This window comes from Cohnella abietis, assembly GCF_004295585.1.
GTDB lineage: Bacteria > Bacillota > Bacilli > Paenibacillales > Paenibacillaceae > Cohnella > Cohnella abietis.
This window is the reverse complement of sequence record NZ_AP019400.1, coordinates 2845952-2862795: the sequence shown is the minus strand read 5'-3', so window position 1 is coordinate 2862795 and position 16844 is coordinate 2845952. Positions and strand designations below refer to the sequence as shown.

11 protein-coding genes are annotated in these 16844 nt (G+C 46.0%); 2 read left to right on the top strand and 9 right to left on the bottom strand.

All coding sequences use genetic code 11. The annotated features are described in order from the left end of the window. The first annotated feature begins 52 nt into the window (after positions 1 to 52). Positions 53 to 187 carry an MYXO-CTERM sorting domain-containing protein gene (locus tag KCTCHS21_RS12015; RefSeq protein ID WP_130608111.1) on the top strand — a complete coding sequence of 45 codons (135 nt, stop codon included), beginning with the start codon at positions 53 to 55 and terminating at the stop codon, positions 185 to 187. A 102-nt stretch (positions 188 to 289) separates the two neighbouring features. Here KCTCHS21_RS12015 and KCTCHS21_RS12010 read toward each other — a convergent pair whose 3' ends face one another. From KCTCHS21_RS12010 to glgB, 8 genes are all read right to left on the bottom strand, one after another. Beyond that, positions 290 to 1972 (bottom strand): PucR family transcriptional regulator, encoded by a 1683-nt coding sequence (locus KCTCHS21_RS12010; RefSeq protein ID WP_130608108.1) that lies wholly within the window; start codon positions 1970 to 1972, stop codon positions 290 to 292. Positions 1973 to 3576: 1604 nt separating this feature from the next. After that, positions 3577 to 4173 (bottom strand): zinc-ribbon domain-containing protein, encoded by a 597-nt coding sequence (locus KCTCHS21_RS12005; protein WP_130608105.1) that lies wholly within the window; start codon positions 4171 to 4173, stop codon positions 3577 to 3579. 72 nt (positions 4174 to 4245) lie between these two features. After that, entirely contained in the window at positions 4246 to 4971 is a 726-nt protein-coding gene (locus KCTCHS21_RS12000) for a DUF1361 domain-containing protein (protein ID WP_157994025.1), read from the bottom strand. A gap of 283 nt (positions 4972 to 5254) precedes the next feature. Continuing rightward, positions 5255 to 7234 (bottom strand): glycoside hydrolase family 15 protein, encoded by a 1980-nt coding sequence (locus KCTCHS21_RS11995; RefSeq protein WP_130608099.1) that lies wholly within the window; start codon positions 7232 to 7234, stop codon positions 5255 to 5257. A 17-nt stretch (positions 7235 to 7251) separates the two neighbouring features. Continuing rightward, a complete protein-coding gene (gene glgA / locus KCTCHS21_RS11990; RefSeq protein WP_130608096.1) occupies positions 7252 to 8679 on the bottom strand; it encodes a glycogen synthase GlgA in 1428 nt (475 codons plus the stop codon). A 15-nt stretch (positions 8680 to 8694) separates the two neighbouring features. Then, positions 8695 to 9807 (bottom strand): glucose-1-phosphate adenylyltransferase subunit GlgD, encoded by a 1113-nt coding sequence (gene glgD, locus KCTCHS21_RS11985; RefSeq protein ID WP_130608093.1) that lies wholly within the window; start codon positions 9805 to 9807, stop codon positions 8695 to 8697. After that, positions 9804 to 10970 carry a glucose-1-phosphate adenylyltransferase gene (locus KCTCHS21_RS11980; protein WP_130608090.1) on the bottom strand — a complete coding sequence of 389 codons (1167 nt, stop codon included), beginning with the start codon at positions 10968 to 10970 and terminating at the stop codon, positions 9804 to 9806. The genes glgD and KCTCHS21_RS11980 overlap by 4 nt, the downstream gene beginning before the upstream one ends. 55 nt (positions 10971 to 11025) lie before the next feature. Beyond that, on the bottom strand, positions 11026 to 12933 hold the full coding sequence (gene glgB / locus KCTCHS21_RS11975; protein ID WP_130608087.1) for a 1,4-alpha-glucan branching protein GlgB: 1908 nt from the start codon (positions 12931 to 12933) through the stop codon (positions 11026 to 11028). A gap of 330 nt (positions 12934 to 13263) precedes the next feature. Between glgB and KCTCHS21_RS11970 the strand changes: the two genes are divergently transcribed. After that, positions 13264 to 14379, top strand: coding sequence for an AI-2E family transporter (locus KCTCHS21_RS11970; RefSeq protein WP_130608084.1), 1116 nt, complete (start codon positions 13264 to 13266; stop codon positions 14377 to 14379). Between the two features lie 58 nt (positions 14380 to 14437). Here the strand turns inward: KCTCHS21_RS11970 and araA are convergent, their stop codons facing one another. Beyond that, entirely contained in the window at positions 14438 to 15922 is a 1485-nt protein-coding gene (gene araA, locus KCTCHS21_RS11965; protein ID WP_130608081.1) for an L-arabinose isomerase, read from the bottom strand. Between the last annotated feature and the right edge of the window lie 922 nt (positions 15923 to 16844).

Sequence of the window (16844 nt, the reverse complement as noted above, 5' to 3'; positions counted from 1 at the left end):
CTGACATTGTGATTCGCCATCACAAACACATGAATACGGGAGGTTTTCAACAATGGGTTATCCAGTTGCAGGTGCAGCAGCAGGTTGTGGATGCGGTCCTACACACGGTCATGGTGGCATGGGAGCAGCAGCTTTCGCATTAGTTCTCTTCATTCTATTGGTTATCATCCTTCGGGCTGGCTACTAATCAATCATTAGTCCCACCAAGTAATGCCGTTTAGCAAGACAGTAATAGAAAGGGATTAAGCAGACTTTACCTGCTTAATCCCTTTTTTGATACCACTTGATTTTAGCCAGGCACGCCCGGTGTGATCTGACCTATTTTCAAAGCTAAGTGAAGCTGCAAGCGTTCTTCAGGATCGTCAAGAGAGACACCTAATATCGCTTGAATCTTCTCCAGTCGATAAACGATGGTATTATAGTGGGCATACAATTTTTCAGAAGTCAGTTTAATGTTGCCATTGCAGCGAAAGAACATCTCAAGCGTCTCCATCAGACGTCCTCCACCCTTACGATCTGCTTGTTGGAGCGGCAATGCAAATCGGCTTAGAAATTGCTCCCTTTCCACACCGGAAGGAATTAAATATAATATCGAATAGACACCAAGCCTATCGTAAGTTATCGTCTCTCCGGATAGCCCGCACACCTCAGCCACCTGCCTAGCCCGCTTAGCCTGTGCCCAGCTGCCTTGCAATTCATTAGAGCGTTCGATAATACGTCCAACGAAGAGCCTCAGCTCTTGATCTCCGAGTACAGTACGAAGCTCAGCTAGTAATCGGTTTATTAGCGATATAGCGGCTTCCTCTCGTTCTTGGCCCGTTTGAGGCAAATTCCCTAATGGAAGCACCAATGCCAGATCATCCCCGATTGGTACAGCAAGCATGCCGGTCACAGAACGAAGCCTTTCGGAGCGTAAGCGTCTCGCGATTTCCTTCAGCTTTTCCGCTGGCTCAGGTGTTTTCCACCCTACCAGAATAGCGCACATTGGAGTCCCCTCCGATATCGTGCATCCGCTGACGTCCGCTCTAAGCTTCCAGTCTGCTTCAGATATGATTTTCCCGGTCATCCAATCTTGCAGAAATTGATCTAAATATTTGCCTTCGACCTCGTGCACAGCTTCTACATTTGCCAGCTCCAAGCCTGCTAGCGGTGACATTCTATCCAGACTTAGAGTGTCCAGTGGCTGTATATCGCAATTCCGCTCGATTAACACGAGACAAGCTTGCCTCTTCCTTCTCGAGGGTATCTGATTGACATAGATTCGATAAGTATTTTGCAGCAGTGTAAATCCACCACTAGACATTCGTCCCACTTGCCTGAAAGTCAAGGATTGAAGAAGCGGCCATACCTCCAGAGGCTCTGCGCCCCTGAGACCTTTGGAAAGCCACGGCTTATCGTTCTCAAGAACTGCAGCTACGGGATTGCCCAACATATCTTCCATGGCGTCCAATAATGCATATAGTCCGCTTCCATCTAACAGTAAACGGGTCATGCTTTGTATACGATTTTGTAAAATAACTAAATGCGATGTTTCCAAAGCCTGTATTCTATCCATCACGATTTTGACTAAGTCAGAAAGCACGACCTCTTTCTGTAGCTCTATGAGCGGTAGACCTTGCTTCTCAGCCTCTGCTACAGCCTCGGGAGGCAATTCATTAAAGTAGCGCTTTGTTGTAATTCCGAGGGCGACCACGCCTCGTTTAACTAGCTCTACAATGAATTGACGCATACGCCATGGCTCGTCCTTGAAGGCAGAAGCAGTGGTCATCACAAATTCTCCAGACTTGACCTCCGAATTCACATCAGAAATTTCTATTATGCTTACCCGGGTAATTGATCGAAGAATGCTTTTTTGCCCTGCAAGTAACCTAGCTTCTTCTAGAAGTGGAATAGCTAATAGATCTTTTACCGTGAATTTTTCTTCTTCCGTTTGAGCCCCGAGAAGCATCTCATTACGCGGCATCATAGCCATAAAGCAGCCCCCTTCTTGATATTACGTGAACTAATGTAACGTATTTTATTAATTAGGGTATTTGATTAATTATATGTAATATAATATTACATATAAGGGCGAATGTCTTTAGAATTTAACGTAGTTGCTAAAGTTTTTTATTGAAAGCTGGGTTTCTGACGTCATTTCTTGTGTTACACGTTACTTTTGGTGACATATTTGTGGAGTGGACTCGGATTACTGAAATGAATTGAGGGATTGATGCTAGGGTTGGCGCAAGGGTTGAGGCGGGTGTGAGGGTAGCAATTAAAGTGAGACTAGCAAGAAAGCACCCTAAAAAACTTTATAACGCCAAAGTACCGCCTACCACCGAACCACAATGTTTCTAGTCCCCCTTCTCGCTTGGGGCAGTTTGAAGTCACGGCGACAGGCTTGATGTGACATTAGCGATGTTTTTCATCGCTTCTGGGAGGAATGTTACTCAAATCATTGCCGGAGCGCCGCTAGTACGATGTTTTTAATCGCACTTCTCTCTTGGGGACAGGCTTGATGTGACATTAGCGATGTTTTTCATCGCTTTTGGGAGGAATGTTACTCAAATCATTGCCGGAGCGCCGCTAGTACGATGTTTTTAATTGTACTTCTTGCTTGAGGACGGGCTCGAAGCCACATTAGCGATGTTTTTCATCGCCTCTGGGAGGAATGTTACTCAAATGATTGCCGAAGGGCCGCTAGTACGATGTTTTTAATCGTACTTCTTGCTTGAGGACGGGGTCGAAGTCACATTAGCGATATAATTCATAGCTTCTGAGTGGAATGTTACTCAAATCATTGCCGGAGGGCCGCTAGTACGATGTTTTTAATCGCACTTCTCTCTTGGCGACAGGGTTGAAGGGCTAACGAACCGAGCAACTCTTATTCTCCCAAATTGTACTGGTTTTATTTTGTAACGAACCCCAAACATCTTATAGTCAGCAAAACAGCTCCATTCCACCTACATTTCACACATTAACACCAATGAAGTTCGTTAAACCAAATTTGAAGTCATTTTATCGGTAATAAGCACAATACGATTCTTTAGCCAAACACACTCATAGCCTTTAGTATGCAGAACCTGGGATGCAAGGCGCGATTGGTATTCGAATAAGGCACTTGGGGATGTAGGGTGCGACATGCAATAGAATAAGGTACTTGGAGATACATGGTATGATTGGCAGTCGACCAAGGTACTTGGAGGCTCAAGGTACGATTGGCAGTCGACCAAGGTACTTGGAGGTGTAAGGTACAATCGGCAGTCAATCAAGTCACTTCGAGATGCAAGGTTAGATCGGCAGTCAATTAAGTTACTTGGAGATGCAAGGTACGATTAGCAGTCAAACAAGGTACTTCGAGATGCAAGGCGTGGTATTGGAATAAGTCACTCGGGGATGAAGGGTACGATCAGCAGTCGAACAAGGCTCTTGGAGATGTCAGGTACGGTGGCAGCGTAAGGCGGCACTTGTAGATGCAGGGTACACTTGGGGAATGTAGGGTGCGCCAGGCAGCCAAACAAGGTACTTGGAGCGACCATTGAACAAAGCAAAAGAGGAAGTCAACGAAGACTCCCCCTTACATTTTGTTCGGCATTATCGCGTAGATTGTCCGCAGGCTGGACAAAAGTGACTGTCTGCGTATAGCGGTGTGCCGCAGCTGTTACAAATCTGACGTTGGTCTATAGGTGATGAAGGCTGCGCTCCCTCTTCAAGCGACTCGGAGTCACTCAACCCGTCTGGCAAGCTCTTCAACGAATCAACCGATGAACCATCGGCAGACCCCTCACTCCCTTCTGGATCCACCACTTCCGGCTCAGGAGGAATAGGCTCCGGAAATTGGTGACCACAGGACGGGCAGAAGCGTGTATCCTCAGGAACTCTTTTCCCGCAAACGCAATCCTTTTCGTTACGGATTGCTTTAATACGAGCACTTAAACCTTCAATTTCAACTCGAATGGCTGTAATCTCGTCACAATTAGGAATAACCTTAACTTCAGCTTGAGACAAATCATGTGCTACATAAGCTTCATATACAGATTCGCCAATTTTCGCGAACAATTTGTCTATCTCTTTGCGCTTACCGGAAATTTGTGCATTAAGTCTCGTAATTTCCACCGTTTGCTGCGCTTTTTCGGTCGCTGTCGTTACACCTTTACTTACTGTGTCCGTAAACTTTTTGAAAAAACTCATATGTCACACTCCTCTCTATTGCCTATTATCTCATACGGCGGTTAATTAAGCATGGTTCCATAAGCATTAATTCTAAATTCCAGTATGTTTAGCTTCCGATCCACGCACTCTATTCCTGCCCAAAATGAACAACGAAATATAGACGATCAGTATTAACGTTCCAAACAAAATAGAGAAGATAGCTGCATGAGCGTTGATCCCTTCTATAATGCCCTCAATAAGACGAAATGGGTTAAACAGAACATCCCAGCTATTAAAGCGCGAAGCTCTGCCCAAATAAACCCCAAATCCCGCAAGGAACGATACAACTAGAACAAAAACCCATCCTGACCACGCAGAAATATAATAACTCACAATGGAATGAAAATGCCGCATAGAAAGGTATCCCAGCAATAAACCGCACCAAGAAAATAGAAAGAACAAAACCAAATCATACCACAGAAGCAGACTTTGCTCATAGGACTGTTCATAAATAGGATTAAAAATAAGGTGAATAAAATCCGTAGTTAGATATGGGGCATTAGGATAAAGAACCAGCCATACAACACCACATATAACAAGCCCTACAACTAGTTCTTTCCCCCTTATTAAACGTATAAGCGTGAGAGCAGTCATAGACACAAGTAAAGGCAACCACGCTAAAAATAGATTCCATAGTAGAAATTCATATTGAACATACTCCATTTGAAATGCCCTAATTAATATGAGCGCAGCACACAATATAGACGTTCCGCACAACACATAAAATAACGGATCAACTATTGGCTTGGCAAATTTGGGAACGTCCGATTTCCTCATAAAGACAAATCCTCCTGATTCAGATCGATTGTAATTCACAGAATATATACATAATGTATCAAACATTCACAAAAAATTGCAACTATGTAGCAAAAATTCACTATTTAGAAAGGATTAACGCATTTCGTCACCTTCTGAATCGACCAATTAAAACAGCTTCGCCTTCCTCAGGATGGCTGCACACGTTTGTATCGAGCGATTAGATGAATAACGAAAAAAAAGAGCTGAACGCGTCAGCTCCCTTTTCGTCAATCCATATACCAAATCACTTTTCTCCAGAAGTTCATTTACTACCTGAGGCGGAAGAAGCAAGCTGCTCCTGCTTCCTTACATATTTGCACACCGTTGAGACATAGGTTGCATGTGACCAGGTTAACGGGGCAACAGATAACGGCTCACCCGTTTCTGGATGCACCTGCTCAGGAAGATTACCACCCGCGAGCGCAAAAGTCGTAACTTTCTCAAGTGTTCTACGCGGTTCTGCTAAGTCCTCCAGAGATTTGGCTGTTTCGATCTGGAAGTTAGCTACCCAAAGCGTACAAATAATCCACGGATTTCCCGGAACCTTCTCGATATCATCGGATTGCCGGAAATAATAGTCATTCGTATATCTAGCAATACCTCCAACCTCCGTATGAATACGAAGCTTCTCTGATATCGCATGCATCGTACGCGCTACCTTCTCTTCCTCTGCAGAAAATACGCCAAATTCGAATAACCCGAACATACTGCTTTCCACCGTCATGTCTTTAACCCATTTTCCATCTTGAAGCACTAGGCCACGGGCATAACGCCCCGCTTCTTCGTCCCACAGGTGCGTCACAATTCCTTGCTTAATCTGCTCAGCAACAATACGGTATTGATCGCTGCGATCATAATCGCCAAACAAATCGGCAAAATAGGCCGCTGCCATCAAGCCTCCATATACTGAAGCTACCGTGTAGGTCCATATACCATACCGTTCCTCCCACAGATCATAGCTTGGCTTCGGAAGCCCTAAATCCGGTTCCATATAATCACAAAGGAATGCAGAGGCCTTGCGGATAAGCGTGCTGTACAATGCTTGCGGAAGCTCGATTTCCCCGTGGCGCGCATAGTCTTTCCACAGCGCATAAAGCACTAACGCCGTTTCATCCTCTTGTATCGGGAGGCGCGGCACTCCTTGTACAACATAAGGATGCCAGCTTGAGCCTACTGTACCGTCCGGATTGTACTTGTGGTGTAAATAACCTTCCGGAGAAAGATTGCGACCACAGAAGTGGAAGAAAGGAGCGATTGTGCCATGATAGCCAGCAAGGGACATCGCATCGGCGATAAGCGCACCGTCTCGAGGCCACATATAACTGTAATGATCTCGATTATATTGCAAAATATCAGTATCATTCGCAGCCATAATTGCGCCGCGCTCATCAATCTGCGTCCTAACAATAAGTAGGCTATGCTTTAATTGCTTTGTCACGTTTTCAGGCAAATCACCAAATCGATCCCCTACCCGAGTCAGCCAATGATTCCAGTAAATGACAATACGACTTAGAAGCTTCTCTGGATGACTCTCCTGCACATACTGGTCAAGACGTTTAACCTCCTCCATCTCTGTGCCGACGGACATCCAATAATAAACCGTCCTCTCGTTGCCAGAAGGAACTATAGTGCGGAAGCTTATCGTACTATCAACCGACCCCTGGGAAATCGCATTCCCCATCAGTTCCCCATCCTCGGCATCCCGCCAAGTGCCCTCTGCAGAATGAAATCTCTTGATGCCTGTAGAAAATTGGTAAATCCCACCTTCATCTGACCTACCATTAAACATGAAGTAGGAGGAGCGCTTGTAATGAAACAAGGTGCGATTTGCGGGATAGAAGGCAGCCGTATCCCCCACCTCATTGCCATCGATCATAAGGTCATGATGAAAAAATACTCGGACCTCTTTCTCGTTATCGCCTAAATTCCGGACAACGACACGTTTCATATAGATACATTCCCGTTGATGAATGCCGTCATTCAGCTGCAGCTCCAGCCCCAGGCGATCGTGACGCGCCGTTACGTTCGTTACGAGTGAATCTTCAATGTAACCGAGCTCAATGACCCATTCCGGGTCGTCCAGCCACGCAAACGCACCATCGCACCATACACCAAATCGGCATAAATGTCCGCCGACGTGATTCAGCTGTCCTACGAATGGAAAATAAACGTCTCGAATAAAGCAGTTACTGTCCAAATTGACTAGCATTTTTCCATTTCCAATGACCAGATGACGAGCCATGCCAATCCCTCTCCTTCTTAGATGACGAGTTCGCGGTATAGTTGATAATATAAACGTGCCGAGGATTCCCAGCCGTAATCCTTCTTAGCTCCGTTGGCCACAATTTTATTCCACTCTTCTTCTCTTCCATAGAACGATAAGGCACGGCGAACCGTGTACAAGAGATCGTGAACGGTTGCTGGACCAAATGTAAATCCATTCCCTGCTTCGGTATATTCGTTATAAGGTTCCACGGTGTCTTTCAGCCCCCCGGTTTCTCGAACAATTGGAACAGTCCGGTACCGCAAAGCTATAAGCTGACTTAAGCCGCATGGTTCAAACCGCGAAGGCATTAAATACATATCCGACGCCGCATAGAATCGACGCGCAAGCCCCTCATTAAACCCAAACCATAGCGCCATCTTGCTGCGATTAAGTAGTAACGACTCCCGTAGCATAGCCTCAATCTCTGGCTCTCCTGAACCAAGAATAACCAACTGCAGCTTTTCCTTCATCAGCTCCGGCAAAGCCTCTCCGAGGAGGTCGAAGCCCTTCTGCCCCGTCAATCGCGATACGATACCGATCATCGGAACATCCTCATCTATTGGCAGCCCAAGCTCCATCTGCAAAGCCGTTTTGTTTTGTCGCTTTTTGGCTCGAGAATCCCGATAAGGAGCGACCAAATAAGGATCATTCATCGGATCGTATACTTCAGTGTCAATCCCATTCACAATACCCCATAGATCGCCCGCTCGTTGCCTAATTACTCCATCAAGCTTCTCACCGAAGGCTTCCGTCTGAATCTCCTGAGCATAGGTGTTACTTACTGTTGATAGCTTGTCCGCGAAGCGAAGCCCTGCCTTCATACAGCTTCCCGCTCCATAAAATTCAAGACTGTCCTCCGTAAAGGAATCATCACCCGTGGCTAGTAAATCCTGTAGAAGCTCCCGAGAAAATACACCTTGATATTGCAAATTGTGAATCGTAAACACAGTCCGAATATCCCGATAGCCCGGACGATTCGCATACCTCGTCTGGAGTAGAAACGGAATTAACCCCGTTTGCCAATCGTGACAATGAATAATATCAGGCATTTGGTCAAGCTCGCCTAGCATTTCAAGCACCGCGAAGCTAAAGAAAGCGAATCTCTCAGCTTCATCACCATAGCCGTACAAATAACCCCGTTTGAAATAAAACTCATTGTCAATCAGCAGGAATCTAACGCCATCAAGAGTTACCTCTTGAATGCCGCAATATTGCCTTCTCCAGCCTAACTGAACCTCAATTACTGAGACAGGGACTACGGCGTCGGTAATAGCTTTAGGAATTTCTCCATACTTCGGCAGTACAACGGTTACGTCCACCCCCATCTTGGCGAGCGCTTTAGGAAGAGCACCAACGACATCGGCTAGCCCCCCCGTCTTGACGAGCGGCATCGCTTCCGACGCCGCGAACAACACCCGCATGAAGCCAACTCCTCGTTATATGACTTTCCGTTTCAACGCTATGAACGGCATCTCAACCGAGCCTCTTAGCTGCTGCTGGGCACGAATTTGTACCTCTTTGTCCAAAATACAATTTTCTAAAGAACCATTTTCGCCAATCACGCCATTCTGCATTACGATACTGTTATTAACAACCGCACCCTTACCAACCTTGACACCTCTAAACAAGATACTATTGTTTACAGTCCCCTCAATGTCACACCCATTAGCAATTAGAGAATGTGAAACATCAGCGCTATTGCGGTAATGCGTAGGCGGCTCATCCTTAACCTTCGTATAGATCGAGCCTGGCTTAAAGAACAATTCCTTCCACACCTCAGGTTGTAGCAGCTCCATACTATGGCGATAATAGGCTGCAATGTTGTTTACTACCCCCAACACACCTTCATGCATATAGGATAAGACTTTAAGCTGATTTAGGCGGGACAGAATCGAATGGCGGACAAAATGATCACTGCCCTGAGCCAATGAGGTTTCGACCAGATCAAGCAACAAATCCTTTGAAAGGACGTACATTTCCATTGAAACGACATCACTATCTAATCTGCCGAAATGATCTTGCATTTCTATAATGCGACCCGCCGCATTAACCTTCACCTTACGTGCAAGCCCAGGCACCCCTTCTGCACTTGTTTTGCAGACGACGGTAATGTCCGCCCCCGTTTCGCGGTGCTGATCCAGCACCTTGGCGAAGTCCACATTACATACCATATGGCTACGGGAAATAACGACATACTCAAGCGGGCTACGGTAGAAGTAATCGCGGTTACGGTAAAAATGGTACAGGTCTCCTTTACCAAAATCAGTCTGATCCTCCATAGAAGGCGGCAGAACAAATAGCCCACTTTGCTTGCGATGGAGATCCCAGTTACTACCTGAACCGAGATGATCCATAAGGGATCTAAATTTGGTATGGGCGAATACAGCAACCTTCGGAATTCCGGAATTGACCATAGAAGAAAGAACAAAATCGATAAGGCGGTAACGACCTCCGAACGGAACTGTCGCCAAGCAGCGGTTGGCCGTCAAGGATTCCATCTCATCAGCTTCATGAATCAAGTTAATGACACCCATCATTGGTAGCTTCATACAGGCTCCACCTCCTTAAGCTCCGCCTCGGGGCGGATCGTTTCTCCACTTCCCACAACAGCAATATCCTCAGAATCAACGCTACCAAGCAAGCATCCATCACCAACGACAGCACCTTCGCCAACGATAGCTCGAATAATTCTGGCATCCTTACCTATAATGGCTCCAGGCATGAGTATGGAGTCTTCAACGACACTTCCTTCACCGACACGCGCGCCATGAAATAACACCGAACGGTTTACGCGCCCTTCCACAAAGCACCCTTCATTGATAAGCGAGCCTTGCACTTTAGCAGTTTGAGCAATGTACTGAGCCGGTTGATTCGGACTTGCAGAGAAAATACGCCAGGAGCGATCATTGAGCTGGAGCGACGGTCGATCTTCCAACAAATCCATGTTGGCCTCCCACAAACTATCAATCGTACCGACATCCTTCCAATAATCATTGAAACGATAGGAAAATAGACGAGCACCGTCCTTTAATAGCGTCGGAATAATATCCTTACCGAAGTCATTGGAGGAATGACGCTCCGCCTCGTCGCGGATTAAAGCTTCTTTTAACACCGACCACGAAAACATGTATACACCCATCGAAGCAAGATTACTATTCGCTTTTTTTGGTTTTTCGGCGAATTCAACAACCCTGTCATCCTCGTCCACACTCAGAATGCCAAACCGGTTAGTCTCCGCCCACGGAACACTAATTACTGCTAACGTGGCGTCCGCGCGGTTCTTTTTATGGGCATCAAGCAGAAGGTCGTAGTTCATTTTATAAATGTGATCTCCGGAAATAATAAGGACGTATTCAGGGTCATATCTTTCAATAAATCCTAAGTTCTGATAGATAGCATTAGCTGTCCCTTTATACCAGGAGCCGCCCTTCTGACGAACATACGGAGGAAGCACATGCATGCCACCCTCTCGCCGATCCAGCCCCCACGGAGTTCCTATACCCAGATGCTGAGTCAGCTCAAGTGGCTGATATTGCGTGAGCACGCCAACCGTCTCAATACCAGAATGAACACAATTGCTTAAGGTGAAGTCAATAATGCGGTACTTGCCTCCAAAGTGAACAGCGGGTTTAGCTAGATCCTTCGTCAGAACACCTAAACGGCGACCTTCCCCACCAGCTAGCAACATGGCAACACACTCATTCTTTCGCATGAACCTCACACTCCTTCCCAAGTAAAAGCCGAAAGCGATATGATTCTACTGATCATCATGCTGTATCGAACTTCCATATCTGTATAGATAAAGCGGGAACAGACAATTCAATGCTATAAGGTTTTCCGTGTAGCGGGACATTGTTCGTATGTGCTGTAGAGGATAACTCAAAGCCTGAGCCACCATAGTCAGATTCGTCACTATTAAGCAATAGCCGGTATACGCCTGGTTGCGATACTCCAATTCGGTAAATAGGATGCGTATCCCGTGAGAAATTGCACACTGTTACTATAGAATATTCGGATGATTTGCCATTACGCTGAAAAGAAAGCATGCATTGCGCGGAGTTGTTTACATCTATCCACTCAAACCCGCTCTGCTTATGATCCAGTTCCCATAACGCCTCATTTTCCAAATATAATTTGTTCAGTTCACCGACATATCTGCTCATACTATCGTGCAGTGGGTATTGCAGAAGAGCCCAGTCTAGACCCGTATAATCCTTCCATTCGTCGAATTGACCGAATTCACCGCCCATGAATAGCAGCTTTTTACCCGGATGGGTCATCCAATAGCCGTAAAACAACCGAAGGTTTGAGAATTTCTCCTGATAGGATCCAGGCATTTTATTCAACATTGAACGTTTGCCATGAACAACTTCATCGTGCGATAGAGGTAAAACGTAATTTTCGGAGAATGCATAGTGAAGAGAAAATGTGATGAGTGAATGATGGGACGATCGCTCGGCTGGATCTATCTCCATATAACGGAGCATGTCGTTCATCCAGCCCATATTCCATTTGTAGTTGAATCCGAGGCCTCCTAGGTAGGTGGGCGATGTAACTGCAGGATAGGAGGAAGAATCTTCTGCCATCATGAGACTCTCGGGATAATATAGAAAGACGGTTTCATTGAGCTTACGCAAAAATTGAAGGGCATCGACATCTTCAGTCCCACCAAAACGATTTAACGCTCTCATGGATTCTGGCTTGTCGAAATTCAAATCAATCATACTTGCAACAGCATCTACTCGCAGCCCATCAATATGATAGACATCCATCCAGAACAAAGCATTGGAGAGAAGAAAGCTCTGCACCTGCGGCTTGCTAAAATCAAAGGCGAGCGTGCCCCATAATGGCTTCTCTGCACGTCTAAAATCAGAGCTCTCGTAAAGCGGGGTTCCATCAAAAAGCCGCAAACCATGATCATCTTTACAGAAATGTCCACAAACCCAATCAAGCAGCACGCCAATACCACGACTATGACAACGATCGACTAGCTTTTTCAGCCCAACAGGAGGACCATAACGACTAGTTGCTGCATAATAACCGGTGGCCTGATAGCCCCAAGAACGATCAAGCGGATGCTCCGTTAACGGCAAAATCTCGATATGGGTGTAGCCCATAGAGCACACATAATCGACGAGCTCTTGAGAGAGCTGCTCGTAATCTCTGAACTGCTCAGGCTCATCCATCCGCCATGAACCGAGATGAACCTCGTAAATAAGCATCGGCTTCTCATAAGGGGGATGATTACTCCTATCGTCCAACCACTCGGAATCCTGCCATTCATAACAATCAAGATTAGTTACGACGGAAGCGGTATTAGGACGCAATTCACTTTGAAAGCCAAAAGGATCGGATTTAAGCTGCCGCTTCCCATTTGCATTCACAATCTCGTACTTGTAATGAACACCTTCGCTTAGACCGGGTCCAAAGCCAACCCACACGCCAGTAGTGCCTATTTGCGCCAGCTTTACAGATCGATCCGTAACGTTCCAGTCATTGAAATCGCCAATAACAGCAACTTCCTGAGCACGAGGTGCCCATAAGACGAAACGGACTCCAAAGCTGCCTTCAAATACGATAGGATGAGCCCCGAAAGTGCGATAGGCACGAAAGAGCTGCCCGGTATTGAACAAGTACAGGTCGTCGGATGAAACCAAAACCGGCGATGCCTGCATACGAAGTCACCTCCCGCCGAATAGGGTTGCTCATAAGTGCTGCGATTTGTTCGACGAACATCAACTGATTGTTAATTGTTTGTTAACATTCCTGACAATTAACATGGAACTTACATTCATTATAGCGAATTTCGTGAAAAGATTCACCCCATTTTCAAAAAAGTCATAAGAAAGTTGGTGAGGCCTTCCCCACGTTGTACAATATGTATGTAGAATTAGTAATTCGTATTCCTCATCTTATTTTCCTGCCTCTGTTTAACAAGGTATCAAATGAGTTAATTGAGATGAATAAAGCAAGCTTTAACACTACTGTCGAGAAGAGGTTCTTCTATGCCACAAGGAAAATGGTTTCGCATTGGCTACGGGATTATTGTTATCCTGCTTATTGCTTTTTTAGCCTCTAAGGTTGGGTATTTAATTAATCCGATAGGGTCTATTCTTGCAGCCTTGTTCGTCCCTATCGTCTTATCAGGAATGATCTATTACATATTCCGGCCACCTGTTCAATTACTTGCAAAACGGCTTCCACTTGGCCTATCCATCTTAATCGTTTATTTAGCTGTTTTTGGTGTCATCTTTGTATTCTCTTGGCTGATTTGGCCGCCGATTAGAGAGCAATCACTCACATTGGTGAACAACTTCCCACAAATAATTGAATCCATTAAAGAATGGCTGGCGTCCCTCCAGGAGAATCAGTGGTTTCAAAATATTAGTAAGGATGAAACATTCTCCACCGAAAATCTTTCATCACAGCTGTCCACGATGATTGGAGATTTGCTTAATTCCATCGTCGGCAGCGTTCGTAGTGTATTTAATATGATCATGAATTTCTTCCTACTTATAGGGCTTGTTCCCTTCATCATTTACTACATGCTAAAAGAAGGCCATAAGTTTCCGGGTGCTGTTCTTAAATTTATACCCCAGCGCTTTCATGGAGAAGCTCTTCCTACGCTCAAGGAAATCGATACTTCAATCGGCTCATTTATTATGGGGAAAGTAATTACCTCGTTAATTATTGGTACTCTAACATTTTGCGGATACCTCATCATTGATCTTCCCTATCCGCTGCTCTTGGGCCTTGTTGCCGCGATAACGAATGTTATTCCTTACATAGGACCCCTTATCGCAGCTGTCCCGACTGTCATAGTTGCACTTACGATATCTCCAGTAGCAGCATTGCAGGTTTGCGTCATCATTTTCATATCTAACCAGATTGAATCTAACTTGGTCGCCCCCAAAATCATGGGTAAGCAGCTAAACGTACATCCATTGACTATCATGCTTCTAGTAATAGGCGTGGGGGCCGTTATCGGTCCGCTAGGAATGATTATCGTTTCTCCTACGTACGCTATTCTCAAAATTATTATTTTACGCATATACAACTTCAACAAGAATAATGGGATTGATAAAGGGCCTAATTTATCCCCCCGTCCCCCCAAAGGGTAAAAGTCAAAGAGGACTATTCTCAAAAATGAGAATAGTCCTCTTTTTAATCATCCTACCTTTACTTCCAAGCAGCCTGACTCCAACGCAGTTCGTTACGAAATTGTACAGGGTGAGTGTTCTTATCGATAACAACACATTCAATGCCAACAATTTCGGCGAAGTCCAGCATTTGCTCCGTTGTAACGGCAAAAGTATATACCGTATGGTGAGCACCACCTGCTAATATCCATGCCTCAGCCCCTTGCTGCAACGAAGGCTGTGGCCTCCACAGGACACGGGCTACCGGAAGCTTCGGCATGGCCTTATTAACCTCCACGCCATCGACCTCATTCACAATCATCCGGAAACGATTGCCCATGTCCACAACCGATACATTGATGGCTGCCCCTCCTCTGCCATCGAATACGAAGCGGGCAGGATCGGCTTTGCCCCCGATTCCAAGTGGATGCACCTCAATTCGAGGCTTAGATGCCGCAATCGTAGGACAAACCTCTAGCATATGCGCACCGAGAACCATCTCGTTACCTGGCTCGAAGTGATAGGTGTAATCCTCCATGAACGAAGTACCCACACCTCCAGCAATGATTTTCAACAAACGTGTGAGAGCCGCGGTTTTCCAGTCACCTTCTCCAGCAAACCCATAACCTTGCTCCATTAGACGTTGAACAGCCAGACCAGGCAATTGCTCTAATCCGTGTAAATCCTCGAATGTCGTCGTGAAAGCAGTAAACCCACCTTCATCTAAGAACGATTTAAGCGCTAGCTCAATACGCGCTTGATAAGCAATCGCAGTGCGAATGGGACCTTCCGTACACCCTTCTTCTGCAATATCATACTTCTCAGCATATTGCTCCAACAGCTCATTAACCTCATCTTGAGATACGGAATGAACACGCTCCACAAGATCGCCTACTCCAAAACCGTTCACTGCCCAACCAAATTTGATTTGGGCTTCCACTTTGTCACCTTCCGTAACGGCAACCTGGCGCATGTTATCCCCGAAACGAGCTACCTTCAGCTGACGGCTCTCCGCATAAGCAACAGCTGTACGAGCCCAGCCACCAATACGACCACGAACATTCGAATCTTGCCAATGGCCAACCACCACTTTACGAGCTATACCCATACGGGCGCCGATATACCCAAATTCACGATCACCATGAGCTGCTTGGTTTGTATTCATGAAATTCATATCAATGGATTCCCAAGGAATATCACTATTATATTGTGTATGCAGGTGCAGAAGCGGTTTGCGAAGCTCTGACAATCCAGCAATCCACATCTTAGCAGGCGAAAACGTGTGCATCCAAGTAACAATTCCCGCACATAGCTCATCCGAATTCGCTTGAATACATATGTCTCGAATTTCCTCCGCGGACTTTACAACTGGTTTATAGACAATTGGAAAAGGAATATTAGCATCGCCCGACAACCCGTGTGACATTTCCTGCGAGTGAGCCGCTACTTCCTCCAAAGTTTCCGGTCCATATAGATGCTGGCTTCCCGTGACAAACCAAATTTGATAAGGCTTAAGCTGTAGCATAAGGGAATCCTCCTGTTTATATGTATAGTAAAATAAACTTGTATGTACATTATATGAGTCTAATTTTACCTTTAAATAGCGGTATTTACAATGTTTTATTTTAACATCTTGGAGGAGATGTGTGTTTTCTCGTGTATTTTTTTTATGTTGTATATACAAGTCGGGGGAGTGCGAGGAACAGGGGCGGGAAGCAGGAGTAGGATGCGGGCGCCCCGCGAGCCACCATTGTCGCGTTTTGCTACTTTGAGCGGAGTTTGGACTCTTCTTGAGCCGCCATTGTCGCGTTTTGCTACTTTGAGCGGAGTTTGGACTCTTCTTGAGCCGCCATTGTCGCGTTTTGCTACTTTGAGTGGAGTTTGGACTCTTCTTGAGCCGCCATTGTCGCGTTTTGCTACTTTGAGTGGGGTTTGGACTCTTCTTGAGCCACCATTGTCGCGTTTTGCTACTTTGAGTGGGGTTTGGACTCTTCTTGAGCCACCATTGTCGCGTTTTGCTACTTTGAGCGGGGTTCGGACTCTTTTCGAGCCACTATTGTCGCGTTTTGCTACTTTGAGCAGGGTTCGGACTCTTCTTGAGCCACCATTGGCGCATTTTGCTACATTAAGCGTGGCACGATGAGAACTTCCTCCGACTAATTCGGGTTATTGGTGCACATTCGGGACAGAGTAGAGCGACAACTCCGACTAACTCAGGCTACTGGGGCACATTTGGGACAGAGCAGAGCGGCAACTCCGACTAACTCGGGCTACCAGGGCACCCATGGGACTGAATAGAGCGGCGACTCCGGCTAACTCGGGCTACCGAGGCACGCATGGGACAGAATAGAGCGCCAACTCCGACTAACTCGGGCTACCGAGGCACGCATGGGACAGAATAGAGCGCCAACTCCGACTAACTCGAGCTACCAGGGCACGCATGGGAC

Bases quoted from the DNA above. Each gene is read 5' to 3' on its own strand.
- KCTCHS21_RS12005 (WP_130608105.1), bottom strand. From the start codon at position 4,173: ATGAGTTTTTTCAAAAAGTTTACGGACACAGTAAGTAAAGGTGTAACG.
- KCTCHS21_RS12010 (WP_130608108.1), bottom strand. From the start codon at position 1,972: ATGGCTATGATGCCGCGTAATGAGATGCTTCTCGGGGCTCAAACGGAA.
- KCTCHS21_RS11980 (WP_130608090.1), bottom strand. From the start codon at position 10,970: ATGCGAAAGAATGAGTGTGTTGCCATGTTGCTAGCTGGTGGGGAAGGT.
- KCTCHS21_RS11995 (WP_130608099.1), bottom strand. From the start codon at position 7,234: ATGGCTCGTCATCTGGTCATTGGAAATGGAAAAATGCTAGTCAATTTG.
- araA (WP_130608081.1), bottom strand. From the start codon at position 15,922: ATGCTACAGCTTAAGCCTTATCAAATTTGGTTTGTCACGGGAAGCCAG.
- glgB (WP_130608087.1), bottom strand. From the start codon at position 12,933: ATGCAGGCATCGCCGGTTTTGGTTTCATCCGACGACCTGTACTTGTTC.
- glgD (WP_130608093.1), bottom strand. From the start codon at position 9,807: ATGAAGCTACCAATGATGGGTGTCATTAACTTGATTCATGAAGCTGAT.
- KCTCHS21_RS12000 (WP_157994025.1), bottom strand. From the start codon at position 4,971: ATGAGGAAATCGGACGTTCCCAAATTTGCCAAGCCAATAGTTGATCCG.
- KCTCHS21_RS11970 (WP_130608084.1), top strand. From the start codon at position 13,264: ATGCCACAAGGAAAATGGTTTCGCATTGGCTACGGGATTATTGTTATC.
- glgA (WP_130608096.1), bottom strand. From the start codon at position 8,679: ATGCGGGTGTTGTTCGCGGCGTCGGAAGCGATGCCGCTCGTCAAGACG.
- KCTCHS21_RS12015 (WP_130608111.1), top strand. From the start codon at position 53: ATGGGTTATCCAGTTGCAGGTGCAGCAGCAGGTTGTGGATGCGGTCCT.